The sequence below is a fragment of the Bradyrhizobium sp. UFLA05-89 genome, from assembly GCF_059803475.1.
Genome location: NZ_JBANBA010000097.1, coordinates 12,199 through 38,540, shown reverse-complemented (window position 1 = coordinate 38,540; position 26,342 = coordinate 12,199). Strand labels below are relative to the sequence as shown.

Annotated in this window: 22 protein-coding genes; 6 read left to right on the top strand and 16 right to left on the bottom strand. The window is 64.4% G+C overall.

Going from position 1 to position 26,342, the window contains the following annotated elements:
• Positions 1 to 90: 90 nt before the first annotated feature.
• From SO139_RS34980 to SO139_RS34960, 5 genes are all read right to left on the bottom strand, one after another.
• Complete coding sequence (locus SO139_RS34980; protein ID WP_498541444.1) at positions 91 to 339, bottom strand: DUF3551 domain-containing protein; 249 nt, start codon at positions 337 to 339, stop codon at positions 91 to 93.
• A gap of 184 nt (positions 340 to 523) precedes the next feature.
• Positions 524 to 1,597, bottom strand: coding sequence for a sensor histidine kinase (locus tag SO139_RS34975; protein WP_449382426.1), 1,074 nt, complete (start codon positions 1,595 to 1,597; stop codon positions 524 to 526).
• Entirely contained in the window at positions 1,584 to 2,276 is a 693-nt protein-coding gene (locus SO139_RS34970; RefSeq protein ID WP_449382427.1) for a response regulator transcription factor, read from the bottom strand. The genes SO139_RS34975 and SO139_RS34970 overlap by 14 nt, the downstream gene beginning before the upstream one ends.
• Before the next feature lie 110 nt (positions 2,277 to 2,386).
• Complete coding sequence (locus SO139_RS34965) at positions 2,387 to 2,926, bottom strand: hypothetical protein (RefSeq protein ID WP_449382428.1); 540 nt, start codon at positions 2,924 to 2,926, stop codon at positions 2,387 to 2,389.
• 130 nt (positions 2,927 to 3,056) lie between these two features.
• Positions 3,057 to 5,393, bottom strand: a complete 2,337-nt coding sequence (locus tag SO139_RS34960; RefSeq protein WP_474801801.1) for a Tex family protein — start codon at positions 5,391 to 5,393, stop codon at positions 3,057 to 3,059.
• A gap of 492 nt (positions 5,394 to 5,885) precedes the next feature.
• On the opposite strand from SO139_RS34960, the gene SO139_RS34955 reads away from it, so the two are divergent.
• The gene (locus tag SO139_RS34955; protein ID WP_474801799.1) at positions 5,886 to 7,361 is read left to right on the top strand and encodes an amidase; all 1,476 of its coding nucleotides are present in this window, start codon (positions 5,886 to 5,888) and stop codon (positions 7,359 to 7,361) included.
• A gap of 136 nt (positions 7,362 to 7,497) precedes the next feature.
• Here the strand turns inward: SO139_RS34955 and SO139_RS34950 are convergent, their stop codons facing one another.
• Positions 7,498 to 7,815 carry a hypothetical protein gene (locus SO139_RS34950; protein WP_449382431.1) on the bottom strand — a complete coding sequence of 106 codons (318 nt, stop codon included), beginning with the start codon at positions 7,813 to 7,815 and terminating at the stop codon, positions 7,498 to 7,500.
• Between the two features lie 123 nt (positions 7,816 to 7,938).
• On the opposite strand from SO139_RS34950, the gene SO139_RS34945 reads away from it, so the two are divergent.
• Together SO139_RS34945 and SO139_RS34940 are read left to right on the top strand one after the other, a co-directional pair.
• Entirely contained in the window at positions 7,939 to 8,850 is a 912-nt protein-coding gene (locus SO139_RS34945; protein ID WP_474801797.1) for a PaaI family thioesterase, read from the top strand.
• 69 nt (positions 8,851 to 8,919) lie between these two features.
• Positions 8,920 to 9,285: a hypothetical protein gene (locus SO139_RS34940; protein ID WP_449382433.1), complete on the top strand. Its 366-nt coding sequence runs from the start codon at positions 8,920 to 8,922 to the stop codon at positions 9,283 to 9,285.
• Between the two features lie 10 nt (positions 9,286 to 9,295).
• Here SO139_RS34940 and SO139_RS34935 read toward each other — a convergent pair whose 3' ends face one another.
• The 5 genes from SO139_RS34935 to SO139_RS34915 all read right to left on the bottom strand — a co-directional run bounded on the left by SO139_RS34935 (position 9,296) and on the right by SO139_RS34915 (position 17,377).
• The gene (locus SO139_RS34935; RefSeq protein WP_474801794.1) at positions 9,296 to 9,928 is read right to left on the bottom strand and encodes a 2-dehydro-3-deoxy-6-phosphogalactonate aldolase; all 633 of its coding nucleotides are present in this window, start codon (positions 9,926 to 9,928) and stop codon (positions 9,296 to 9,298) included.
• A gap of 13 nt (positions 9,929 to 9,941) precedes the next feature.
• A complete protein-coding gene (locus SO139_RS34930; protein WP_449382435.1) occupies positions 9,942 to 10,856 on the bottom strand; it encodes a 2-dehydro-3-deoxygalactonokinase in 915 nt (304 codons plus the stop codon).
• Positions 10,857 to 10,957: 101 nt separating this feature from the next.
• Positions 10,958 to 14,263 (bottom strand): acetyl-CoA carboxylase family protein, encoded by a 3,306-nt coding sequence (locus SO139_RS34925; RefSeq protein ID WP_498541443.1) that lies wholly within the window; start codon positions 14,261 to 14,263, stop codon positions 10,958 to 10,960.
• 314 nt (positions 14,264 to 14,577) lie between these two features.
• Positions 14,578 to 16,257, bottom strand: coding sequence for a methyl-accepting chemotaxis protein (locus SO139_RS34920; protein ID WP_449382437.1), 1,680 nt, complete (start codon positions 16,255 to 16,257; stop codon positions 14,578 to 14,580).
• A 97-nt stretch (positions 16,258 to 16,354) separates the two neighbouring features.
• Positions 16,355 to 17,377, bottom strand: a complete 1,023-nt coding sequence (locus SO139_RS34915; RefSeq protein ID WP_449382438.1) for an AraC family transcriptional regulator — start codon at positions 17,375 to 17,377, stop codon at positions 16,355 to 16,357.
• A gap of 257 nt (positions 17,378 to 17,634) precedes the next feature.
• Here SO139_RS34915 and SO139_RS34910 point away from each other — a divergent pair, with 257 nt between their 5' ends.
• Entirely contained in the window at positions 17,635 to 19,650 is a 2,016-nt protein-coding gene (locus tag SO139_RS34910; protein ID WP_449382439.1) for a glycogen debranching protein, read from the top strand.
• Between the two features lie 59 nt (positions 19,651 to 19,709).
• Here SO139_RS34910 and SO139_RS34905 read toward each other — a convergent pair whose 3' ends face one another.
• The 3 genes from SO139_RS34905 to SO139_RS34895 all read right to left on the bottom strand — a co-directional run bounded on the left by SO139_RS34905 (position 19,710) and on the right by SO139_RS34895 (position 22,253).
• Positions 19,710 to 19,952 (bottom strand): GCG_CRPN prefix-to-repeats domain-containing protein, encoded by a 243-nt coding sequence (locus tag SO139_RS34905; protein WP_449382466.1) that lies wholly within the window; start codon positions 19,950 to 19,952, stop codon positions 19,710 to 19,712.
• A 95-nt stretch (positions 19,953 to 20,047) separates the two neighbouring features.
• Positions 20,048 to 20,911, bottom strand: coding sequence for an urea carboxylase-associated family protein (locus SO139_RS34900; RefSeq protein ID WP_449382440.1), 864 nt, complete (start codon positions 20,909 to 20,911; stop codon positions 20,048 to 20,050).
• Positions 20,912 to 20,984: 73 nt separating this feature from the next.
• Positions 20,985 to 22,253, bottom strand: coding sequence for a serine hydrolase domain-containing protein (locus SO139_RS34895; protein WP_449382441.1), 1,269 nt, complete (start codon positions 22,251 to 22,253; stop codon positions 20,985 to 20,987).
• A gap of 118 nt (positions 22,254 to 22,371) precedes the next feature.
• Here SO139_RS34895 and SO139_RS34890 point away from each other — a divergent pair, with 118 nt between their 5' ends.
• A complete protein-coding gene (locus SO139_RS34890; protein ID WP_449382442.1) occupies positions 22,372 to 23,316 on the top strand; it encodes an AEC family transporter in 945 nt (314 codons plus the stop codon).
• Positions 23,317 to 23,337: 21 nt separating this feature from the next.
• Entirely contained in the window at positions 23,338 to 23,733 is a 396-nt protein-coding gene (locus SO139_RS34885) for a GFA family protein (RefSeq protein WP_449382443.1), read from the top strand.
• Positions 23,734 to 23,938: 205 nt separating this feature from the next.
• On the opposite strand, the gene SO139_RS34880 is transcribed toward SO139_RS34885, so the two are convergent.
• On the bottom strand, positions 23,939 to 24,517 hold the full coding sequence (locus SO139_RS34880; RefSeq protein ID WP_449382444.1) for a redoxin domain-containing protein: 579 nt from the start codon (positions 24,515 to 24,517) through the stop codon (positions 23,939 to 23,941).
• Positions 24,518 to 24,556: 39 nt separating this feature from the next.
• Entirely contained in the window at positions 24,557 to 26,317 is a 1,761-nt protein-coding gene (locus SO139_RS34875; protein WP_498541442.1) for an MOSC domain-containing protein, read from the bottom strand.
• Positions 26,318 to 26,342 lie beyond the last annotated feature (25 nt).

The window sequence follows — 26,342 nt, the reverse complement described above, 5'->3', positions numbered from 1 at the left end:
TGCGACGATGTCCGTGCTGTACTGCTCTCATCCAAAGACGTACCGTGCGGATGATTTTATGACACAGTAAGATTAGTAGACGCGGCCTTGTCATCGATGGACGCGGCCCGGTGACGTCTGATCCCCCTGCTGCCAATATGGGTTGGCGTAGCACGTAGCCGAGAGTCCCGACGCCGTCGCCCTGCATTGGTCCAATGATGTATAACCGCAGTAGATGGAGGTGGCACCGCTCTGCCCCCACTTCTGGAGGCAAACTGGGTAATTGGAGTCGTAGCGTTGAGCCGTGACCGGGGTGACGGCCAGGAACGTCGTGACCACGAGGATTGTCCAACGAAGCATGCGCATCGCAACCTCGTTCAAACCAGCGCTATTGAACAGGGCGCCGCTGACCCGCGCAAGATGCATTTCACCGCACTTCTGCTTCCTGGGAACAGCGGGGCCATCGCCTAAAACGCCATGAGATTAGGATGAATCGTCATCCGCTCCACACTTTTCCTGATCATGCTCCAGCAAATTTGTACGCCTACAGTGCGGACGACGGAAAACGGACCTGGATCGTCAGCCCCGGCGCGTTGTCATGGAGTACGATCTCAGCACCGTGCAGCCGCACGATCGCGGCGACGAGGCTCAAGCCTAGGCCGTTGCCTGGCGTGTAGCGACTCTGCTCGAGTCTGTAAAAGCGCTTGAATACGTGGTCCCGCTGATCTTTCGGGATGCCGGGCCCGTCGTCCTCGATCGAGATCAGCGCGCCACCGTCGCTGGACTTGCAGATCACGGTCACCTGCCCGTTCGCGCGGCCATGCTTGATCGCATTGTCGACGAGGTTGGCGATGGCGTCGAACAGCAGGTCGCGGTCGCCGGTGACCCTGACCTCGCGGTCGCCCGTCAAATTGAGACGGGTTGCCACCTGCTCGGCGGCGGCATCGTAGAGCTCGACGACTTCGCCGGCGATCTCCACGAGGTTCAGCTCGCGGAACGCGCCCTTGCGCGCGCGGGTCTCGATCTCGGATATCCGCGTGATGGAGGCGAACATTCCGAGCACGGCATCGAGGTCGGCGATGGTATCGCCGATCAGCGCAGCGTCGGCTTCGCTGTTGCGCGGGGCATGATAGGCCTTTTCCAGCCGGCCGCGCATGCGCGTCAGCGGCGTGCGCAGATCGTGCGCGACGTTGTCGCTGACCTGCTTGACCTCGCCCATCAGGGTCTCGATGCGGTCGAGCATCTGGTTGAGGTTTTCAGCGACGCTGTCCCATTCGTCGTGGCTGCCGCGCAAGGGAATGCGCTGGTCAAGGCCCGAGAGCATGATGGCGCGGCTGGTGGCGTTGATCTGCTCGATGCGGCCGACCGTACGCCGCGTCACCAGTACCGCGGCGACCGCGGCGAGCACCAGCAGCAGCAGGGCGACCGCGATCATGGCAAGCTCGATCATTCCGGTGAAGCCGTCGTGATCGCCGACATCGCCGACCCGGCTCTGCACATAGGCGAGCGTCCCATAGTAGACATAGGCGATGATCGCCGCGACGATCAGGCCGAAGACCGCGATCGCGATCAGCGCCAGGCGGAACGTCGATGATTTGAGCGTGTTAGCGAGGAGCACGGAGGCAATATCCGATGCCGCGGATGGTGTGGATCAGCGGATAGGCCTGGCTGTCGTCGACCTTGCGGCGGACACGGCCGACATAGACGTCGATGATGTTTGTGGAGGGATCGAAATGCAGGTCCCAGACGTGCTGGAGCAGCATCGCGCGGGAGACGACGCGGCCCTCGTTGCGGACGAGATATTCGAGCAGCTGGAATTCACGTGGCAGCAATGGGATCTTCTTGCCGCGGCGGCTGGCGCTGCGGGAGATCAGGTCAACCGCGAGATCGCCGACGCGCAAGATCGTCTCCTTGGCGATCGTCTCGCTGCGGCGGCCGAGCGCTTCGAGGCGCGCGAGCAACTCGACGAAGGAGAACGGCTTGACGAGATAGTCGTCACCGCCGGCGCGCAGGCCCCGCACGCGGTCGTCGACCTCGCCGAGCGCGGAGATGATCAGGAAAGGCGACGCGATACCGTCATCGCGCAGCTGGCGCATCACCGTGATGCCGTCGATGTCGGGCAGCATGCGATCGATGGTGATCACGGCATAGTCGCGCTCGCTGCCGCGGCTGATCGCCTCGCGGCCGGTCGCGGCGAGATCGACCTCGTAGCCGCTGGTCGTCAGCTCTTCTGCGAGCTGGCCTGCGGTCTCCAGGTCGTCCTCGACGACGAGAATGCGGCGGTGACCTCCGCTCATGGCTCAACCCGTGGCTCAACTTCTTGCGACGATCGCCACCAGACTATCCCGTTCCGGGGCAGGGCGGAACTGCCCGGCGGCGATCGCGACAACGGTGCGGTTACGCGATGCTAGTACCAATCGTCCCCGCACACATTGACCCACTGCCAGCCCCAGGGCGTCCAGCTCTGCCGCCAGCAGCCACCGTAAAAGCCAGCATAGACGAAAGGCGCGCCGAAGAAGGCGAAGCGACGATGGTGCCGGAAGAAGAAGGCGTGGCGGCCGATGAAGGGCCTGCCGTGCCAGCCGGCACCGGCGAAGCGCGGCCCGACGAAGGCAGCGCGGGCGGCCATTGGGTTGCCTGCAAAGCGCGATGCGAAGGCCGCACGGCCTGCAATCGGTGCGCCGGCAAAGCGCGCGCCACCAAAACTCGCGCCAGCGAAGCGCGCGCCGCCCATGCCGCCAAAATGAGCGCCGCCCATACCGCCGCCCATGCCACCACCACGAAAGCCACCGCCGCCCATGCCGCCACCACCCATATGGCCGCCACCGCCGCCGAAGCCGCCGCCATGCCCGCCGCCGCCACCGCGTTGTGCGAGGACGGGCGACGCAACCGCCAGCGTCGCGGCGACTGCCGCTGCGACGAGGCCTGTGAGAAGCCTGTTGTTCATCGGAAAACCTCCTTGCAGTGCGGCGACATGCCTCGCCGCCCGAGGAGGCTCAGGAGATGAGAATAGACGGGCTCCTTCAACTTACAAATGCGCCAGATTCTAACGCAGAAGTTAATTTGCGCGGCTCGCCTTACGCCGGTTTGCCGCGGCCACTCTTTTCAGCGGCGCGACGCAGCGCTTCGGCGAGCGCGCCGCCGCCGGAGGATTCCTGCTTGCGCGGCGCCGAGGAGGTCATGCGGCCGGAGTTGCGCGAATTGTCGCGCTGCATGCCGGGCGCGTCCTTCGTGGCTCCGACTTCGTCGTCGAGGCGCAGCGTCAGCGAGATGCGCTTGCGGGCGACCTCGAAGTCCAGCACCTTCACCTTGACGATGTCGCCCGGCTTCACCACCTCGCGCGGATCCTTGATGAAATTCTTGGACATTGCCGAGATGTGCACGAGGCCGTCCTGGTGCACGCCGATATCGACGAAGGCGCCGAAGGCGGCGACGTTGGTGACCGTGCCCTCGAGGATCATGCCCTTCTTGAGGTCCTTGATCTCCTCGACGCCTTCCTTGAACACCGCCGCCTTGAACGCCGGACGCGGGTCGCGGCCGGGTTTTTCAAGTTCGCGCAGGATGTCGGTGACGGTCGGCAGACCGAAGGTTTCGTCGACATAGTCCTTCGGCTTCAGTGTACGGACAACGTCGCTGTTGCCGATCAGCGCCTTGATGTCGCTCTTGGTGGCGCCGAGGATTCTGCGTACCACTGGATAGGCTTCCGGATGCACGCCGGAAGCATCGAGCGGATCCTCGCCGCCGAGGATGCGCAGGAAGCCCGCGCATTGCTCGAACGCCTTGGGTCCCAGCCGTGGCACGTCCTTGAGCGCCTTGCGCGACTTGAACGGACCGTTGGCGTCGCGATGCTGCACGATGCTTGTGGCAAGGCCCGCACCGACGCCCGACACGCGCGCGAGCAGCGGCGCGGAGGCGGTGTTGACGTCGACACCGACGGCGTTCACGCAGTCCTCGACCACGGCATCGAGCGACTTGGCGAGCTTGGCCTGGCCGAGATCGTGCTGGTACTGGCCGACGCCGATCGCCTTGGGCTCGATCTTGACGAGCTCAGCGAGCGGATCCTGGAGGCGCCGGGCGATCGAGACCGCACCGCGCAAGGTAACGTCCAGGCCCGGCAATTCCTGCGAGGCGAAGGCCGAGGCCGAATAGACCGACGCGCCGGCTTCCGACACCACGATCTTGGTCATCTTCAGCTCGGCCAGGCCCTTGACGAGCTCGGTCGCGAGCTTGTCGGTCTCGCGCGAGGCGGTGCCGTTGCCGATGGCAATCAGCTCGACGCGATGCTTCAGCGCGAGCCGGCCGAGGGTCGCAAGCGACTCGTTCCACTGCCGCTGCGGCTCGTGCGGATAGATTGCGGTGGTGTCGACCACCTTGCCGGTCGCATCGATCACCGCGACCTTGACGCCGGTGCGGTAGCCGGGATCCAGTCCCATGGTGACGCGAGTGCCGGCGGGCGCGGCCAGCAGGAGATCGCGCAGATTGGAGGCGAACACGCGCACGGCCTCGGTCTCGGCCGCGTTCCACAGCCGCATGCGCAGATCGATATTCAGATGCACCTGGATCTTGGTACGCCAGGCCCAGCGTACTGTGTCGATCAGCCAGCGGTCGCCCGCGCGCTTGAGGTCGGCAATGCCAAACCGTTTCATGATCCTCAATTCATAGGCGCTCGGCACGCCCGCCGGCGGCACTTCGGCCTCGGCCTGGATCTGGAGATCGAGGATCTCCTCCTTCTCGCCGCGGAACATCGCGAGGATGCGATGCGACGGGAGTTTTGTCAGTGGCTCGGAGAACTCAAAGTAGTCGGCGAATTTCTCGCCCTCGGTCTTCTTGCCGTCGCGCACCTTGGAGGCCATCCGCGCATTGGTCCACATCTCCTCGCGCAAGCTCCCGATCAAATCGGCGTCCTCGTCGAAGCGCTCGACCAGGATGGCGCGGGCGCCATCGAGCGCGGCAGCAGCATCAGCGACGCCCTTCTCCGCGTTGACGAACGTTTCCGCCACCAGCTTCGGATCGTTGGTGGGCTCCGCCATCAACTGGTCGGCGAGTGGCTCGAGGCCGGCCTCCTTGGCAATCTCCGCCTTGGTGCGGCGCTTGGGCTTGAACGGCAGGTAGATGTCCTCCAGGCGCGCCTTGCTGTCGGCGGCCATGATGGTGGCCTCCAGCGTCGCGTCGAGCTTGCCCTGCTCGCGGATCGATTCGAGGATCGCCTTGCGGCGGTCTTCGAGCTCGCGCAGGTAGACAAGGCGCTCTTCCAGCGTGCGGAGCTGCGCGTCATCGAGCGCACCGGTGGCTTCCTTGCGGTAGCGAGCGATGAAGGGAACCGTGGCGCCACCGTCGAGCAGCTCCACCGCCGCCTGAACCTGCTCCTCCCGGGCCCCGAGCTCCTGCGCAATCTTCTGGTTGATGTTTGCCACGCCAGTTTCCTCTAATCAAAGCACGCGACGCGAACCGAACCGACGGCCCGCGGGACGCCGCTTATGGACCATCCCGACTTGATTCATCAAGGTACGACACCGAACAGTCGACAAGGGATTTTTTTGTTGCGCTGATGCGATCTCGCCACATTCGGCTGGTTGCCGCGGCTGGCGCGCCCTTCATTGCGAGCGTGGGCGCCGACGCTCCAGACTATCGAGATTCCGAAGCTCTACAAACCAAGCCATTTGCGCCGCGGAGCACTTGTAGCCCGGACGGAGCGAAGCGAAATCCGGGCCACCCGATTTGCCCGGTCGTCAACGCTTACGGCGCGACTCGTCGAGGGTCTTCAATCTCAGGATTTAGTCACGCGCGCGTGCCGCCAGGACCGCCGCAAAATCTCCGGATTCGGCGGCGCAGCCATGCGGGTCCTGTCGATTGACACACCCTCTCGCGAAACTATGTTCGCCGCCGAACGAGAGGATTGAATCGCCATGACCTTGCCGATGAGCTGGAATGAATGGGCGCAACACGATGGCGTAGCGCTGGCCGCATGCGTCAAGAAGGGCGACCTCACGCCTGCCGAATTGGCGCGCCAGGCCGCGGCCGCGGTGGCGAAGGTCGATACCGCGCTGTCCGGCGTGGTCGAGCTGTTCGACGACGTGATCGCGGATCCCGCCAAGGACGGCGCCAACCTCACCGGCCCGTTCGCCGGCCTGCCCTTCCTGATGAAGGATCTCGGGCCCACCATGAAAGGCCGCTTGCAGGAAATGGGCTCGCTGCTGATGCGCGGCAATCGCGCAGGCGCCGACACCTTCCTGACCTCGAAATTCCGCCAGGCCGGATTGAACCTGATCGGACGCACCACGACGCCGGAGTTCGGGGTATGCAGCTCCGCCGACAACCCGGCCGTCTATGTCACGCGCAACCCCTGGAACACCGACTACACCACCTGCGGCTCGTCGGCAGGCAGCGCCGCATCGGTCGCCGCCGGCATCGTGCCGATTGCGCATGCGACCGACGGCGGTGGCTCGATCCGCATTCCTGCAGGGGTCAACGGCAATATCGGGCTGAAGGTGTCACGCGGCGTGTTCTCGCTCGCGCCGCACATGTCCGATCTCACCGGCCTCGTTTCGATCCAGGGCTGCCAGTCGCGCAGCGTGCGCGACACCGCGGCCTTCGTCGATCATGCCCGGGGACCTGCGCCCGGCGAGTTCATGCCGTTCTGGACCACGGCGCAGCCCTATACCGATATGATCAAGCGCGATCCGGGCAAGCTCCGCATCGCGCTGTCGCATCAATGGGGCGATTATCGCGCGACGCCGCACATCGCAGCCGAACTGGAGAAAGTCGGCCGCTTCCTCGAAGGCCTCGGCCATCACGTCGACTTTGCCCTGCCCGAGCTCGATTTTCGCGCCGCTTTCGACGCGCAGACGACCTGCTACATCTCCAACTTCGCCGTCGTGATCTCCAACATGCTCGCCGCGCGCGGGCTGGAGCGGCCGCCGGAGGATCTGATCGAGCCGATGAACATCCGGATCTGGGAGGCGGGCCGGCACACGAGCTTTGCCGAGCGGGCAAAAATGCAGGCGGTGTTCAACACGACATCGCGCGGCTTCGGCGGCTTCTTCGAGCAGTGGGACGTCATCCTGACGCCGATCACCGCGCTTCCGACGCCGAAGGTCGGCACCAAGGAGTATCTCACGATCTCCGACAATCCGGATGTGCTGGACTGGTTCGGCAATCTCTGGCGCAATTTTGCCTTCACGCCGCTGGCGAACCTCTGCGGCATGCCGGCGATCTCGCTGCCACTCGCCGAGAACGAGCACGGCCTGCCGCTCGGCATCCAGGCCATCGCCAAGCAGGCCAATGACGGCCTGCTGCTTCAACTCGCCGCGCAGATCGAGCGCGCCATCGACGGCAAGTGGAATGCCGGCAAGAAGCCGAAGGTGCACGTGACGAAGGGATGAGCGCGCGACTGCTTGACCTGCGTAGGGTGGATCAGCCGAAGGCGTAATCCACCATTTACGGGGCACAGAAGTGGTAGGTTACGCCCGTCGGACTGCGCTTCGCGCAGCCGCGGGGCTAACCCACCCTACGAAGCGATCAATTCTTCATGGCCGGAATCGTCTCCATCGGCTGCTGCTGGCCCTGCTGCATCATGGCGAGCGCCTTGTCGAGCGCTTCGCGCAGGGCGATGGCGGCGGCAGGACTGCAGCGGATGTGTCCGGTCTGGATCACGTCGACCCGGACGCCCGGACCCACCGGCATCAAAAGGTTCGCGGCGAGCTCGATCTGGATCGCGCCGTTGTGATGGCCGAAGCAGGACACGCCGTCGAAATAGATGAACGGCGCCCGCTCGGCGCTTCCTGTCGAAATCGTCACGCCCCCTGAACTGGTCGCCGGCGCGTCGGGGTCTGCCATGGGGTTCCTCGTCGTTCTCAAAACAGATGATCCCGCAGCATCGTTGCTTCGTCCTCGCCTGTCGAGCCCCGAATGAAGCAGGAGATTTTTGCGCGAGCCGCGACAACGGTCTAAAATATGGTCATGTCCAGATCGCAAAACACGACTCTTCCGTTCGACGTGCTCGCCGAGGCCATTAGGGGACGCCGCTCCGATTATGGCTATATCAGCGGGCTCAGGCTCGACCGCGCAGCACCTGGTGAAGCCTGGTCGAGCCTGCCGTACCGCCCAGTCTTCGTCGGCGATACCGAAACCGGCGTGCTGCATGGCGGCGTGGTCACAGCGATGCTGGACGAGTGCTGCGGCATGGCGGTGCAACTCGCGCTCGACGGCACGCACGCGATCGCGACGCTGGATCTGCGCATCGACTATCAGAAGCCGGCCACGCCCGGCCTCGACATCCGAGCGCATTCGATCTGCTATCGCACAACGCGCTCGATCGCCTTCGTGCGCGCGACGGCCTACCAAGAGTCGGAGGACGACCCTGTTGCAACCGCGACCGCCTGCTTCATGATCGGCGCCAACCGCACCAACATGCTGGCCGAGCGCGCGACGGACCAGCGCAGCATCCCGACGCTGGACGCACCGGAGGATCCGGCCGGCCCCTTCGCCAATAGCCCCTTCGCGCGCTGCCTCGGCATCCGCTTCCAGGATAACGGCACGCTGATGATGCCGTTCTCGCCGAAGATCATCGGCAACCCGATCCTGCCCGCGATCCATGGCGGCATGACCGGCGCATTCCTGGAGACCACGGCAATCGTCGGCGTGACACGCGAGCTCGGCATCTCCAGGCCGCCCAAGCCGATCGGACTCACGATCAACTATTTGCGCTCCGGCCGCGCGCTCGACAGCTTTGCCAACGTCTCGATCGTCAAGCAGGGCCGGCGCATCGTCGCGTTCGAGGCAAGGGCATGGCAGGACGACCCGGACAAGCCGATCGCGTCCGCCTTCGGTCATTTCATGCTGCGGCCGACGCCTGGAAGCGAGGAAGAATAGGCGCATTGGGGGCTTGACGGCCGGCGCAAGCGCCACAACGATAACGCGGCTTCCACCAGAGGAACCGCAGTGCGGCATCCGATCGACATCATCGCCATGTTCGCCGCCATATGGCTGTTGGCGTCGATGGTGCTGGACGCGCTGACGCCGAAAGAGCTGACCGCGGTCATGATCGGCGTCGCAATCGGACCCGCTGTGATCATCACCGCGATCTTCTATTACCTGCGTTTTCCGCGAACCGACTTTGCCGTGCTATTCGCCGCGCTGTGGCTGATCTCGGACATCGCCATCGAGTTCATCTCGCCGAAGCCGCTGCCAAACTTCCTGATCATCCTCGGCTTCGTGCCTGCGCTGCTGGTCGGCGCGGTGCTGCACTGGCAGCGCTTTGCGCGCCGCCATGAGCGGCTGGTGTGGCCCTCGGCAAGACGAAGCTGACGCTCCGCTCTCACGCGTCCTGAATTGCGAGATCGTAGGCCGCAATTGTCGCCTTGGCGCGCGCGGCGACATCGGCCGCGGTCATGCCCGGCTTGTAGAGGCTGCTGCCGAGGCCGAAGGCGCGCACGCCGCTTTTGACATATTCGGCAAAATTCTGCTCGGAGACCCCACCGACAGCAGCGATCATTGCGCTTGCCGGCAACACGGCGCGGATCGCGGCAATCCCCGCGGCGCCGAGCACGCTGGCTGGAAAGAATTTCAGGCTCGATGCGCCGGCGCGTGCGGCCAGCAACGCTTCAGTCGGCGAGAACACGCCGGGCATGGTCACCATGCCGTGCTCATGCGCACGCGCAATCACCTGCGTGTCGACATTCGGGGCCACCAGCAGCTTGCCGCCGGCCTCATTCAGCCGGTCGACATCGGCGGTGGTGAGCACAGTACCGGCGCCGACCAGCACGCCAGTGGGCGCACGCTTGACCGCAATCTCGATCGAGCGGAACGGGTCGGGCGAATTCAAGGGAATCTCGATCGCAGTCATGCCGGCTTCGATCAGCACGCTGACGATGCCGTCGGCCTCGTCGGGCTTCACGCCGCGCAGGATTGCGACCAGCGGACGCTTCATCGTCGGAAATGGCACGTTCATGCAAAAAATCCTTCTATCTCGTCCAGATGGCGCGCGCCGCCATCGCAAGGCCGCTGCGCACTGCCTCGTCGGCATCGATTGGCTCAACCGCCACCGCAAGTGTTTCAAACGCCAGCCGATACAGCATCTGAAGCCGCCCTGATGCAACCAGTCTGATACCGCTCTGCGGCCGGCCGTGGGCGAGCCCTGCCGCGAGCTCGATTCCGATCAGGGTGCCCGAGATGGTTTCGCGCGCCGCGGCCGGCGTGCCGCCGAACAGGAGCTGCCGCGACCGCACCTGGAACAGAAGGTTGGCTGCCGATGCCGGGGTCTTGAACCCAGCCGCAACCGCTGACCTGAACGCCTCGCGGTCTTCAGCATCATCGGCTCCAGTAACCGCATGCGAGAGGATCGTCTCGCGCGAGACGACGCTGAACAGCTCGCCCGTCATGAAGGTGGCAAAACGTGCGACCGTTCCACCGCTGACGCTCACCCATTTCGAATGCGTCCCGGGCATGCAGACCAGCGCCTCGCCGGCGGCCTCAAGACCAAGCGCGCCGAGCAACTGGGTCTCCTCGCCCCGCATCACGTCCGGCGCGCCGGCGTCACGCTGCGCAATTCCCGGCAGAATCCGGATGTCGCGCGACTGTCCGGCGACCGGAACCGCGCGCGCGAGGATCGCGGCGAGCGGAGCCGGGGTATCGACATAGCCGGCTTCGACCCAGCCCTGGCGGGCGCCGGCCATGCCGCAGATCAGCACAGGCAGCTCGCTTCCCGCCCCGACCGCATCCAGATGCGATTGCAGCACGGTGGCAAAGCCAGTCTTCGCCGCCGCCATCATGCCCTCGCCGCTGCGGCGCTCAGCCAGAACCTGGCCGTCACGGTCGATCAGCCAGAGCCTGAAGCTCGTCGTGCCCCAATCAACCGCAACATAGGCAGCTTCCGTCATGACAAACCACGTCCTCTGATTCGATCGTCCGGTCCCGACATGACCGTCGCTGAGGCGAGAATGTCAATCGGGAACCGGCACGCTGCCGTTGCTGCGCCTGCTCACCACGCGTCGATGCAGGGGCGCTTCTTGGTCGTGCGCTCGGGCGGCTTCGGCACGGAGCGCAGGCCCGCCATGATCCACCGCCGCGTCTCAGCGGGATCGATGACGTTGTCGATCTCGAACACCGAGGCAATCGAGACCGCCTTGCCGTTGGCGTAGAGCTCGGCGACCTTGTTGCGATAATACGTTTCGCGCTCGACCGTGTCGACGATCGCCTCCATCTCCTTGCGGAAGCCGAGCCGCACATAACCTTCGAGACCCATGCCGCCGAATTCCCCGGTCGGCCAAGCCGCGGTAAAGAAGGAGGCATGGAAGCCGCCGCCGATCATCGACTGTGCGCCCAGACCATAGCCCTTGCGCAACACGATGCCGAACAGCGGGACGGAGAGGCTCGCGCCGGTGACGAACATGCGCGAGACGTGGCGCACGATCGCGGTCTTCTCGGCCTCCGGGCCGACCATGAAGCCGGGCGTATCGCAGAGCGAGACGATCGGGATGTCAAAGGCGTCACAGAGCTGGAGGAAGCGCGCCGCCTTGTCGCCGGCATCCGCATCGATCGCGCCGCCGAGATGGCGGGGATTGTTGGCGATCAGGCCGAACGGCCTGCCTTCGATGCGGATGAAGGCGGTGACCATGCCGACGCCGTAGTCGCGGCGGAGTTCGAGAACGGAGCCCTTGTCGGCGATGAGATCGATCACGCTTCGGATGTCGTAAACGCGCAGCCGGTTCTCGGGGATCGCGCGGCGCAGGAGGCGCTGATCGGCCGCCTGCCACCCGCTCACCGCGCCCTGGAAATAGGACAGATATGTCTGCGCAACGCGCGTTGCTTCCTCCTCGTCCTCGACGAGGATGTCGATGACGCCGTTCGGGGACTGGAACGAGACCGGGCCAACCTCGGCGGGATGATAGACGCCAAGACCACCGCCTTCGATCATGGCCGGCCCGCCCATGCCGATCGAGGCATTCTTGGTGGCGATGATGACGTCGCAGCAGCCAAGCATCGCCGCATTGCCCGCAAAACAATAGCCTGAGACAACGCCCACGACAGGCACGAGGCCGGAAAGCCTTGCGAATTGCAAAAAGGAAGGACCATCGAGGCCGGTCATGCCGAGACGATCGGTGTCGCCGGGCCGCCCACCGCCACCTTCGGCGTAAAACACCAGTGGCATGCGCCATTGTTCGGCGAGCGTCAGCATGCGGTCGATCTTCTTGTGGTTCATGTGGCCCTGCGTGCCCGCAAGCACGGTGTAGTCGTAGGCGACCACCATGCAGCGCGCATCATCGGGGCCGAACTTGTCCGCATTTACGGTTGCGACGCCGGTGATCAGGCCGTCCGCCGGCGTGTTCTTGATGAGATCGTCGAGCTTGCGGCGGCGACGCTGCGCGGCGATGGCGAGGCTGCCATATTCCATGAAAGAGCCGTCGTCGACGAGCTGCACAACGTTTTCGCGCGCGGTGCGCTGATTGGTGTTGCGGCGGCGCTCGACGGACGCCAGGCGATTTTCGTCGCGCGTGTTGGCCTGGCGCGACAACATCTCGGCGAGATCGGGGCGGATGTGATCGAGATCGATCTCGGCTTCCTTGGCAGCGCTGTCGGCCGCGACGTCGAGCGGCTCGAGATAGAGGATCGGCTCGCCATGCAGCAGCGTGACGCCGTCGCCGGCCACGAGCCTCATGACCCGGCCACCCTGCTCGGCCATTACCAGGTGCTCCATCTTCATGGATTCGATCACCGCGAGCTGCTGGCCGGGCCGCACGATCTCGCCCTCTTTGACCTGGATCGTCACGACGGTGCCCTGCAAGGGCGCCGCGACCATCACCGTTCCCTCCGGCACCTCCTGCGCCACGTGGGTTTGCGCCGCGTGATCGCCGGACTTGTCAGTCGGTGCAAAGAACAGCGGCCGCGCCGCGCCGTCGGCCGCCTCTACGAGCTTTGCGACATTGCGATCTATGAAGTCGGTCGCGATACGATTGGTCCTGAAGTCGGGATGAGCGAGCACCGCCTGGAGGAAGGGGATGTTGGTCACGACGCCATCGATGCGGAATTCGCGCAAGCTCCGCGAGGCTTTCGCGACCACGTCGTGCCAAGCCTCACCCAACGTATGGACGATGACCTTGGCAAGCAGTGAGTCGAAGGCGGCGCTGGTTTTGTAGCCGGCATAGCCAAAGCTATCGACGCGCACGCCAGGGCCCGAGGGCGGTTCGAACACCGCAAGCACGCCGCCGGTCGGGTGCGTCGCACCAGTCTCGTCCAGCGTCTCCATGTTGATACGGAGCTGCATGGCGTGGCCGCGCGGCGTCGGGATCGAAGCCTGGTCGAGGCCCAGCGAAGCGAGCGAGGCGCCGGAGGCGACCGCAAGCTGCGCGCGGACGAGATCGACGCCCAGCACCTCCTCCGTCACTGTGTGCTCGACCTGAAGCCGCGGATTGGCCTCGATGAAGGCGAAGCTGTCTTCAGTGGCGCCATCGACCAGGAACTCGAAGGTGCCGAGATTGTCGTAGCCCGCGTGCGTGGCGAGCTGCTTTGCCGCCTCGATGATGCGGCCGCGCAAGCCGTCGCTGAGCGAGGGACTGGGCGCCACCTCGATCAACTTCTGGTGCCGGCGCTGAACGGTGCATTCGCGCTCCCAGAGATGGCTGATCGCGCCATGATGGTCCCCGATGATCTGCACCTCGATGTGGCGCGCCTTGCGGATCAGGCGCTCGGCATAGACGCCGTCAAAGCCGAAGGCCGCTTTCGCCTCCGACTGGCAGCGCGCATAGGCCTCCGCCAGATCCGCAGCCTTCTCCACGATACGCATGCCGCGGCCGCCGCCGCCGGCCATCGCCTTGATCACGATCGCGGCGGACTTGCCGAGCGAGTCGAAGAACGCCTGAATCTCGCCAAGCGAGGACGGCCCGCTGGTGCCGGCGATAATCGGCACGCCGCAGCGTTTTGCAAGCTGCCGCGCGGCGACCTTGTCGCCAAACAGCTCGAGCGCGATCACCTTCGGTCCCACGAAGGCGATGCCCTCGGCGGCGCAAGCCTTGGCGAAGTCGGCGTTCTCGCTGAGGAAGCCATAGCCGGGGTGCACGGCGTCGCAGCCGGCGCCCTTCGCAGCCTTCACCACGCTTTCGATGTCGAGATAGGCACGCGCCCCGCGGCCGGGAACCTCAACGGCCTCGTCGACGACGCGGACGTGCAGCGACAGCGCATCGTCGGCAGGAAAGATCGCCACCGTCGCAATGCCGGCATCCGCCGCGGCCCGCGCGATGCGGATGGCGATCTCGCCGCGATTGGCGATCAGGAGCTTTCGGAACGACATTTGAGCGGGCCTCCGTGCACCGCGCCTATTTGCGGCAGGCATGGAAGGACGTCAACGACAAGCGGGGGTGGAGTCAAGCGTGACGCGGGCCCGGTGCCGCGACGCGGAATAAACGGTCTCTCCCTGCGTACCGACCTCACACCGTCATCCCGAGGCGCAAGCAGCGCAGTGCATTCGCACTGCGCTGGGAGCCTCGAAGGATGAGCGGCCGAGGTATAGCAGCGCACTGTGATGTCCTCGCGGCAACAGCCGGGCCGTCGCCCTTCGAGGACCGCTTAGCGGCCACCTCAGGGTGACGATGAAGGAGTAGAGTCCTACGCTGCCCTTACGCCGGCGACGAAGGTCGTCACCTCGTGCTGCAACGCCTGCAGCTTCTGCGTCAGCCGGCCGCTCGATTGCAGCACCCGACCTGCGGCATGGCCGGTCTCGGAGGTTGCCTCCGTGACGCCGGAGATGTTTTGCGAGACCTGGTTGGTGCCGGACGCGGCGTCCTGCACGCTGCGCGCGATGGCCTGCGTCGCGGCGCCCTGTTCTTCCACGGCCGCTGCGATCGAGGAGGAGATCTCGTTGACCTCCATGATGGTCGCGCGGATGCTCTGAATGTTGCCGACCACCTGATCGGTCTCGGCCTGGATTGCCGAGATCTGCGCACCGATCTCGTCGGTTGCCTTCGCGGTCTGGCTCGCCAGCGACTTCACCTCGCTTGCGACCACGGCAAAACCCTTGCCGGCTTCGCCGGCGCGCGCCGCCTCGATGGTGGCGTTGAGCGCGAGCAGGTTCGTCTGCGAGGCGATCTGGTTGATGAGGTCGATGACCTCACCGATCTTGTGGGCCGCCTGGGCCAACCCCTGCACGGTGTCGTTGGTGCGCTGGCCGTCGGCCGCCGCCTTGTCGGCGACTTGTGCGGCTTGCGCGACACGCTGGCTGATCTCCGTGATCGACGACGATAGCTCGCCGGCGGCGGAGGCCACCGTCTGCACGTTGCTCGAAGCCTGCTGGCAGGCATCGGCGACGATGCTCGCACGCGCGCTCGCCTTGTCGGCGGTTTCAGACATGCCCTGCGCGGCCTGCTGCATCTGTTGCGCTTCGTTGAAGACGTCGCGGACCACGGCCTGGACACTGGCCTCGAACTTGCCGGCGAGGTCGACCATCACCTTGCGCTTCTCGGCGTCCGTCTTCTGCTTCAGCTCCTGCTGCTCGGCATGCATCCGGTGCACCGCCGCGGCATTGTCCTTGAACACGGCGAGCGCCTTGGCCAATCCGCCGACTTCACCACGGTGATTCGTATAGGGCACGTCGAATGCGCTGTCGCCGGACGCGAGCCGCTCCGTGAGCGCGGTGATATTCGCGAGCGGCCTGGTGACGCTGCGGCCGATCACGAAGGAGGCGAGGAGAACCAGCGCGAACACGGCAAGACATACCCATGCGAAGGTCATCGCGGTCTGGCGGAACACGGCGTCGACGTCGTCCAGATAGATTCCGGTGCCGATGATCCAGCTCCACGGCGCAAAGCCCTTCACATAGGAGATTTTCGCGACCGGCTGCTCGAAGCCCGGTTTGGGCCAGAGGTAGGTGTAGAAGCCCGCGCCCTGCCCCTTCACGACGTTGACGAAACCCATGAACAGCGCGTTGCCCGCAGGGTCCTTCATGCCGGAGAGATCCTTGCCGTCGAGTTCGGGCTTGATCGGATGCATGACCATCTTCGGGGCCATGTCGTTGATCCAGAAATACTCGACCTTGTCGTAGCGCAGGCTCTTGATCTCGGCCTGAGCGGCGGCCTGCGCCTGCTCGCGCGTCAGCGTCCCCTCGCTCTCGAGCTTCTGGTAGTGCGACAGGATGCCATAGCCGACGTCGACCATCTGCTGGGTCTTGGCCTGGCGGTCGGCAACCATCTGCGCGCGCATGGTGTAAAGCGCGATCGGCGCCAGCACGATCATGCCGAGGAGGCTGATGGCGACAATCAGGACAAGCTTGAAACTGATGCGGGAAAACATCTTGGTGCTCGCATGAATTGGCAGAATGCTGAAATGCCAATTTATCCCGAACCGCTTAGCAAAGATTTAAGCATTCGGGTTCGATCGCACGCGCTAACTAGGTTGCCGGTACCCCGTGCAGCAGGCGATTGCGATATTCGCCCGGCGAGGCCTTGAACCAGCGCCGGCAGGCTCGGAAGAAGCTGCTCTGGTCGGCAAAGCCGAGCAGATAGGCTGCCTGCCCGAGCGACAGATGCAGGCGTCCGAGATACTGGTCCGCCAGTTCTCGCCGCGTATCGTCCAAAAGCTGGACGAACGAGGTCGCTTCCTCTTCCAGCCGCCGCTGCAACGTGCGCTCGCTCATGCAGAGCTCGACCGCGACATCGTCTCGCCGCGGCTCGCCGTCGGGAAGCCGCCGCACGATCGCCTCCCGCACGCGAAAGCTGGTCAGTGCGTGATCGAAGTGGCGCAGATATTCACCGGCATAACGCTCGTGCAGCTCGGCGAGCTGCGGATTGAAAGTCGGCAGCGCCAGGTTCATGTCGCTACGCGCGAGCACGACGCTGTTGCGCTCGGCGTTGAACGTGACCGGGCAGCGGAACGCGGCGTGATAGGGCGAGATATCCGCGGGCGGGGGATAGGTCAGCGCGATGGCGCGCGGATTGACGTCACTGCGCGCGATCCAGCGGCAGAAGCCGATCACGGTGACGAAGATGAACTCGATGCGCTGGCGCGGGATCGGCCGGTTACCGCCGAACAGCACGAAATCGATACGGCAGCAATCACCCTCTTCCGTCATGCTCATTGTCAGCGCGTCGCTGAGGATGAGCAGATAGCGGTTCAACCGCTCGAAAGCACCGCGCAGATCGGCGCATGACATCATGGTGTAGCCGACGACGTCGAACGCCGCCGGTCGCGCCATCTGATATTGCGCGAGCGACAGGACCGGATTTTTCGAACGCTCGACCGCGAGCTCCCAGAGATGACTGATCTTCTCGGTGGAGAGCCGTGCGCTCGAACCTTCGAGTTCGTGCGGATCGATGCCGGCGGCCGCAAACAGGCTCGCGACATCCAGCCCCTCGGCGGCGAGCATCTCCGCGATGCTCCGCACCCAGACCGCGGCCGTCGTCCGCTTCGACATCCCCAACGCTCCTCCAGCGCTTGTTGGTTGATTGGCGCCGCAACTGCCGACGCGCACCGGCCGCCTGGCTCGGAATATGACACGAAACGGCTCGCCGTGCCACCGAGGCAAAGCCTCGCACAAATCGAACCTGAGGTGAGCAGTACGCTGTTATCCCTCGGTCTCGACATTGTCATCCCGGTGGGCTCTTATCTCCGCAAGACGCCCTCTTGATGTGAGCATGAAGCCAGCCGTCGGCAGGTGTATTGGAGATCGTCATGGCGGATCTGGAAGGCAGCGAGGGCTTGCCCTGGCCGCTCGGCTGTTCCCGCAACGAGGCGGACCAGAGCTGCAATTTCGCACTCTATTCCAAGCACGCGACCGCGGTCACGCTCCTGCTCTTTCGTGCCGGCGAGTTCGCGACACCGCTTCGCGTTCTGCCTTTCACATTTCCAGTCAACAAGACCGGCCGCGTCTGGCACATGCGGGTGCCATCCGATGTGATCGCGGACGCAAAATATTACGCATATCAGGTCGATGGTCCCTTCGATCCCGCCAGCGGGCAGCGCTTCGATCCCGACAAGATCCTGCTCGATCCCTATGCGAAAGGCGTGTTCTTCCCGCCCGCCTTCAGCCGTGATGCGGCGATGGTGCCCGGATCGAATGCGGGCAAGGCGCCGCTCGGCCTGCTCGCTGATGGCGCGACGGCCCCGCCCCCCGACCGGCCGCCGGCGCCACGCCATAACCACGAGCTGATCATCTACGAAATGCATGTGCGCGGCTTCACGCGACGGGCCAATTCGAACGTCACCGAAGAGCAGCGCGGCACCTTTGCCGGCGTCGTCGCAAAAATCCCGTACCTGAAGGAACTCGGCATCACTGCCGTCGAGCTTATGCCGGTGCACCAGTTCGAGCCGGGGACGAACAATTACTGGGGCTACATGACGCTCAACTTCTTCTCGCCGCACACGCCTTACAGCGTGGCCGGCACGCCGGAAGGGGCGCTTCGTGAATTTCGCGCCATGGTCGACGAGCTGCACAAGGCCGGCATCGAGGTGCTGCTCGACGTCGTCTACAATCACACCGCGGAGATGGGCAAAGGCGGTCCGACTTATTCCTTCCGCGGCATCGACAACTCGACCTACTACGCGCTGTCGCCGACCGACTTTTCCAGCTACGTCAATTTCAGCGGATGCGGCAACGACCTCAGGACCGCACATCCGGCGCCGCGGCTGATGGTGGTCGACAGTCTCAGATATTGGGCGACATCGATCGGCGTCGATGGCTTCCGCTTCGACCTCGCCTCGATCTTCGCCCGCAACGAGGATGGATCGCTCAATTCCGACGATCCGCCGATCGTGGTGGAAATCTCCGGAGATCACGATCTCGCGGATGTCAGGCTGATCGCAGAACCGTGGGACGCGGGCGGCGGCTATCAGATGGGCCGTGCCTTTCCGGGCCGCTCCTGGTGCCAATGGAACGATCATTTCCGCAGCACCGTCCGCGGCTTCGTCAAGGGCGATGGTGGTCTGGTCGCCGATCTCATGACCCGCCTCTACGGCAGCACGGACCTGTTTCCGGACACGCTCACTGATGCCGACCGGCGTACGCAGAGCATCAACTTCGTCGATTGCCACGACGGGCTCAATCTGTGCGACCTCGTCAGCTACACCAACGACGACCAGCGCAGCTGGGGCTGCGATTACGAGGGCACGAAAGACGTGCCCGCCGAGATCGCCGCGCTGAGGAAGCGGCAGGTCAAGAACTTCTGCTGCCTGCTGATGTTGTCGAATGGCGTGCCGATGTTCGTTGCGGGCGACGAATTCATGCACAGCCAGAACGGCAATCCAAACGTCTACGACCAGGACAACGAGACCACCTGGCTCGACTGGGACCTCACTGTAACCAACGCCGACGTGCTCCGCTTCTTCCGCATGATGATCGGCTTGCGCAAGGCGCATCCGGTGATCGCTGGGAGCACGGGATGGGGTGCCGACTGCACGTGGCACGGCACAGACGGCGATCCCGATCTCGGCAGCGGCTCGCGCTCGCTGGCGCTCCACTTAAGCGGCGCGTCGACGGGCGGTGCCGACATTTTCGCGATGTTCAATGCGTATTGGGAAGCACTGAGCTTCGAACTCCCGACGTCGTCGATCTGGAAGCGCGTGGTGGATACGTCGCTGGAGAGTCCGAACGATATCGTCGAGGAGGCGGGCGCACAGCCATACATCTCCAACGCGTACGGCGTCGGCCCGCGATCGGTCGCGGTCCTGATTTCGAGCAAAGCAGCTTAGCCAAGCGCGATCGCACCGAGCCAACGGCTGGCCAGACAGTCGTTTGGCGAGAAGCAATGCTAATAGCTGGCAAAGCAGGCGCGTTTACGCGGGCTCCAGGTGTAGCCGGATGGACAGGGCGGCCGGGGCTGTGCGCCCGCCGGGCACTCGTTCCAGCCGCGCGCGCCGCTCCCCCATCCATCGACGACACACGCCCCGGAGACGGTGGTGCGGCAGCCGGGGCCACATCCATCGGCGGCGCTGGCAAGACCAATGCCGGCAACGGTCGCGGCGAGCAAAGCTGTGACGAAGAGCGCTTTCATGATCTCCCCCTTCCGGTTGTCTCCGGCTCCTGCCATCGGCAGGAGCCAAGGGAACCCGTCAATGACGCGCGGACAGCGGCTTTGGTTCCCGGCGATTAGCGATCACTCCCATGGCCGCGATCGTAGGTATTCGGCAACGGCCAGCTCCAGGCGTCCAGCGTCGTCCGGTCCGGCTCGAAGATTTCGATCTTGAGCGGATAACAGGCCGCGACATCGCTGGAATGGGTCGCGCTGCAATCGCCGCCCGGGCAGGCCGACAAGGCGCCAAGCAGATCGATCTCCGCGAAGAGCTCGATGAAGTCGCCGGGACGGACCGGACTGGCCTTCATGAAATATTGGTGCGTATCCCCAGTGAAGCCGGTGCACATGAAGACATTGAGGACGTCGTGGACGTGATGCTCGACCGCACGTGCGTCCATCTTCAGTTCGGCAGCCAGCGCGCGCGACAGATTGGAGTGACAGCAGAAATCGTAAGCCGTGCCATTGAGCAGCAGGTTCGTGTAGGGATCGCAGCGCGTGCCGATCACGTCGTGGATGCCGGCGCCATCCGCGTCAAAGCCGTACCAGCCGAGCGTGTCATGGCTGATGGTCGCCATCGGCCGCAGATGCGGCATGGTGCTCCAGAGCCGGTCGCCAGCGCCGACATGCGTTGCGTGAAGCGCGCGGGTCTTGCCGCTGAAGAAGCGCTCGGAGAGATCGTGGGCATTCCAGAGATTGAGATCGCCGACCTGCGGGCCCTCGATGCTGACGATGCGGAAGAACTGGCCGCGCGAGACGTGAAACGCGCGGGCATCGCGCGGCGGCACCGCGATCTCCTGCGTCTTGACCATCGTCTGCCGCGCGGATTCCAGGATGGCCATATCAGGCCTTGGCATTGAACCGGCGGGGTAGACGACAGTCGGTTTGGCCGCCCGGCGTGAGGCTGCGTCGGCGGGTGCAGGTGGAATTTCGGGAGACATGATTGACCTCGAGGTGAGCGCGAAGCGCGAGCGCACTTGCAGATCATGCCGCAAGCTCCCGCGTTATAAAAGATCAGGACTGCCGCAACGCGCGGTAAACCCCGTGTTCGAACTGGCGATAGGCGTTCAGCGCTTCGCGGTCCGCGAAAGGCAGGATCTGCATCATGATGACGCCAGCAAGGCGCTTCGCGGGATCGATCCAGTAATAGGTGTTGAACAGGCCGGCCCAGGTCAGGCTGCCGGCGCTCCTGCCATCCGGGACGGGATCGAGATTGATCATATCGCCCAGCCCCCACCGCAGATGGGCACCCGGGAAGAAGTCCACGTCGTTCGAGAGCGCCGGATTGGTCGTCTTGAGGATGCCGGCCTCGAGATTGCCGATCTGATTTTCGGACATCGAGGCAACCGTCGCAGGCTGGAGGATACGGTTGCCGCGCAGGCTGCCGCCGTTGAGCAGCGCCTGGAGCAGGGTCAGGTAATCGGACGCGGTGGAATAGATGCCGCCACCACCCAGAAACGCCTTGTTGCCGCCCGGCTTTTCCAGCGGCTGCTCCAGAAGCTTGCCCCGCGCATCCCGCACGAACAGGCTGGCCTCTCGCGCACGCTGCTTGTCGTCGAGCGCGACGACGGTGTCGTTCATGGCGAGCGGACCGGTGATGTGGTCGCGGAAGTAGCGCTCGAGCGGCTCGCCGCTCGCGATCTCCACCATCCGGCCGACGCGGTCGAGGCTGCCGCCATAGGCCCATCTTGCGCCGGGCTCGAACATCAGCGGCATGCGCGGCAGCCTCGGCACGCCGCGCGCGACCTTGAGATAGCGGGCGACCTTCGGATCCCAGAGCAGATAGCTGAAGCCGGAGGTGTGCGACAACAGATGGCGCAGCGTCAGCGGCCTCTCGGGAGGATGCAGTTGCGGGGCACCCTTCGCGTCGAAACCGGCGAGCACCTGAATAGCGGCGAGCGCCGGATCGATATCGGCGGCCGGCTCGTCCAGATGCAGCCTGCCCTGCTCCACGAGTTGCAGCGCCGCAACCGATGTCAGCAATTTGACCATCGAGGCGATGCGGAAGATCGTATCAGTCGACATACGCGAGGCCGCATCGCCATTGCGCAGGCCGAAGGCCCCCTCATAGAGCACCGACTGCTCGTTCGCGGCCATTGCCACCACGCCGGGAATCCTTTGGGCGCTGACGCCGGCCGACAATGCACCATCGATTTCCCGGCTGCGCAGCGGCGCCAGCGACGACACCGCCCGGCCGGCCACAGGAATGGCGGCGGCCACGCTCGCGGCCGCAAGCCCCGCGGTTTGCAGCACCGCATCACGCCGGCTGAGCGGACCCCACATGAGGTTTCCTGGAAGCTGATCCGGAATCTGAACTAGTATAGCCTCAACAACCCGGGGTCGCATGCCCCGAGATGACATGACGGGGCCTGATCAGGGAATCAGCCAGGGGGAAACCAGGATGCAAGTCGCCGGCCTCGTCCTTCCCGTATTTGCCATCATCGTCACTGGCTGGCTCGCCGGTTGGCTCGGCTACATCTCGCGGTCGCTGGCCGACGGGCTCGTGCATTTCGCTTATAACGTAGCGATGCCAGCGCTGCTGGTCGTCACCATCGCGCAGGAGCCGGCGAGCAATCTGCTGGAATGGCGCTTCCTGTTCGCCTTTGGCGGTGGATCGATGCTGTGCTTCGCGCTGGTCTTTCTCGTCGTTCGCTTGGTCCTCGGCCGCGATCTCGCCTCCAGCACGATGCAGGGCATGACGGCCGCGATGACCAATACCGGTTTCGTTGCACTGCCGGTCCTGCACTCGATCTACGGGCAGCCGGCCGTGCTGCCCGCGGCCATCGCAACCGTGTTCGTCGCAGCCGTGATGTTCCCGGTGACCGTCATCCTCTTGGAGAGCAGCGGCCGGGGCGCGCCGGGCGCGGCAGCCCCCTCTACGCTCGTGAAGCAGATCCTGCTCAACCCGATGGTGCTCTCGACCCTGATCGGTCTTGCCTGGGCGATCACGGGCCTGCCGATTCCTGCTCCGCTCAAGGATTATCTGAACATTTTCGCGGCCGCGCTCACGCCGTGCGCCCTCTTCGCCATCGGGCTCGGCCTCTCGATCGAAGGCGTGCGCGCGAACCTCAAGGCCTCGCTCGTGCTCGCGGCCGTCAAGCTCGTGTTCATGCCGCTGCTCGTCTACGCCCTGTGTGTCGCCTCCGGCCTCAATCCGTTCTACACGATCGCCGCCGTCATCTGCGCCGCCGTGCCGACAGCCAAGACGGCCTACATATTGGCCGGAGCCTACAAGGTGGAGCATTCGTTGGTCGCAGCCACGGTCTCGATCACGACGCTGCTATCGGTCGTGACGCTGCTGGGGTGGCTCTATGCGCTGCAAGGGTTCGCGGCCAAAGCGGGCTAGGATGAGAATGAGGAGACCATGATGGCCGCGTTTAAGGGAAGCTGCCTCTGCGGCGAAGTCGCCTTCGAGGTCGAGGGTCCATTCGATCGCTTCCTGAACTGCCACTGCTCGCGCTGCCGGAAGGCGACCGGGACCGCGCATTCCTGCGAGGTGATCGTAGAGGCCTCCGCACTGCGATGGCTGCGCGGAGAAGCATCCGTCACCCGCTACGACCTGCCGACGGCGCGAAGCTTTGCAACCGCATTCTGCAAGATTTGCGGCAGCCCCATGCCACACCTCACCCGCAGCGGACGCGAGGCGATCATCCACGCCGGCGCATTCGACGAACCGCTTGGGATGACGCCGGACCGGCACGTGCAGTGGGCGTCACGGGCGGAGTGGTATGTGCATGGGGAGGGGTTGGCGGTGGAGGAGTAGCTATTGCACGGCGCCTAAAAATGCTCTCCGAGAGCGTGCCGCACAATGAGCCGTATTACGGAGCTTCCCAAGCTTACGCGCCTGGCGAGAAAGAACGATTTCTCGAAAGAGTGAGACGAAATCTTTAGACACTCGTTCTGGAGGAGGGAGTGATGCTCGGGGGATGCGGCCGGTACTTCATCTGTCGCAGAGCGAGCGCTGCGCTCTATCCATCGCGAGGCTTGCCATATGGGTAGAAGAGTTCCTTCCGGCCTTGCTGCCAAAGCGCCTTCAGCTCGACCGTCGTGATGTCCCAATCCGGCCGGCATTTCTTGCCGACGGCCCGAAGGTCCTGGCGGAGTTCTTCGACGGTTGGACGCCCGAAGAACCAGTAGCCATTGTAGATTTTGTAGATGACAAGCCCAGGCTCCAGCACGATCACATGCGGAATCATCGGATTGTGAATGGGATCAGTATACTCTGCGATGTCCAGATCCTTCTGCACGATGCGCCGTGCATCGGAAAGAAAGGGCCAGTGGGCGCCTACGCCGCTGCGATATTCATTCGTTTCAATGATGTTGTCAGTCGTGATCGTGACCATTCGGCAATATCCAACCTCCATCTCGCGATGGAGTTGAAGCAGGCCTTCGGCCTGACGGCGATCCTTTGGACAGTATCCGCCCCGGCCAAGGACCAGGACCATCGGATCGTCGCCCTGCAATTCCGAGAGCTTGCGATGCTTGCCTGTGTGGTCGCTGAGCTCATAGTCCGGAAAAATGGCTCCCTGCGTCATGTCGGATCGCATCTCGGTTCCTCCGTCGTTCTTGCCGTTGCCTCACCACGATCAGAGATCAATCACGATGTCGCCCTCGGGGCGTGAGCAGCAGATCAGCAGATTACCCTCTGCCGGTGCATCGATCGGGTCTGGCCGATAGGCGATCGTTCCCGACACAAGTCCGGACTCGCAGGCGTGGCAGACTCCGGTTCGGCACGACCACCGCACAGGCACGTCACAAGCCTCCGCCAGCTCGAGCAAGCTTTGGAAGGATGGTCTCCAGCGGACATCGAGACCGCTGCGGGCGAAGGAAACCAGCGGTCCTGCATCCGAAGTCCCGGCCGGCGGATGCGGATGCCGGCGAGGTGAAGCAACAATGCCAGGTGTCCGGGAGGGCTTGGCGCCGAACATCTCGGTCTGGATGCAATCCCGCGCCACGCCCATTGCGCCAAGACCCGTGGTCAGATCTTCCATGAATTTTGCCGGACCGCAGATATAGAAGTCGGCGTCGCGAGGGACGCGGAGCTTGTGAAGCACTGCGGGATCGAGGTGTCCGGTAGCGTCAAAATCCACGCCGGGCCGATCCCCGGAATCCGGCGCACTGTAGCAGATGTAGCTGTGATGGTGAACCAGCGCTTCGAGCAGCCCACGCGTCTCCGCAATAAACGGATGCTCCCGACCGTTGCGGGCGCCGTGCAGCCACCAGATTTCCCTCGTCGTGGCTTCCGCCGCCAGCGCGTGGAGCATCGCGAGCACGGGTGTCACGCCAATGCCGGCGCTCAACAGCACCACCGGCCGTTTACCTTGTTGCAGCGTGAAACTGCCGCGCGCCGCACTTGCCTGCAGGATGTCGCCAACCCCGAGCTCATCTGCGACATAAGTGCTGGCCTTACCATGCGCTTCCCGCTTCACGCTCACGCGATAGGACGTATCGTCAGGCTTTCCCGACAACGAATAGCTTCGCATCAGTGCTGGCGCAGAAGCCGGCCCGAGCTGCAACACGACGAATTGTCCGGGGAGAGCGGCAGCAACAGGCCGTCCGTCCGTGGGCTCAAGCACCAGCGACGTTACGTTGTCGCTCTCCCGCACCTTGCGCGCGACACGAAACGGGCGGAATCCGCGCCAGGCCGGAGGCGGCCCGGACGCTGCGACAAGGCCCGGGTTTCCGCGTGCCGGGCCGTCCCTGCGCTGTTGCTCGAGCAGTGCCACAAAGGAATTGCGCCAGCCCGGGCTCAATGCCGGAATGCGCATCGCGCGCTCCAGGCGGTCGCTGGGGTGGTCCGCCGTGTAGAGCAGCGCATTGATCTCGGACACGCTCATGCGCTCGGGGCCGACTGCGACCAGGACAATCTCGTCACCGGCCTTTACTTCCCCTTCCTCGATCACACGGAGATAGAAGCCAGGCCTGCCGTGCTTGACGAGCAGCGCGGCCATTTCCGGCTCGTCCATACGGATGCCCACGCGATAGCAGGTGACGCGCGGCTGCGTCACCTCGAACAGGGCGTCCGCGATCCGGTAGCGGTCCCCGATGCACACTTCGGTGTCGCCCATGCCTTCCACGGTGAAATTCTCGCCAAACTGACCGTAAGCGAGGTCCTTCCGACCGAGTTGGTTCTGCCAATATTGATAGGACTCGATTTGATAGACGAAAACGGCGCGGTGCTCGCCGCCGTGGCCTGCGATGTCGCCTTGTCCGTCGCCGTCGACGTTGAGCCGGCGCACCATGCGCGGGCCTGTGATCGGCGTTTTCCAGATGCCCGTATGAACGGTCCCGCCTCGCCATGCGATGTCACGCGGCAGACCGACATTGACTGAAAGCAAACGTGCCATCCGCTTTCCTCAGCCGCTAGACGTT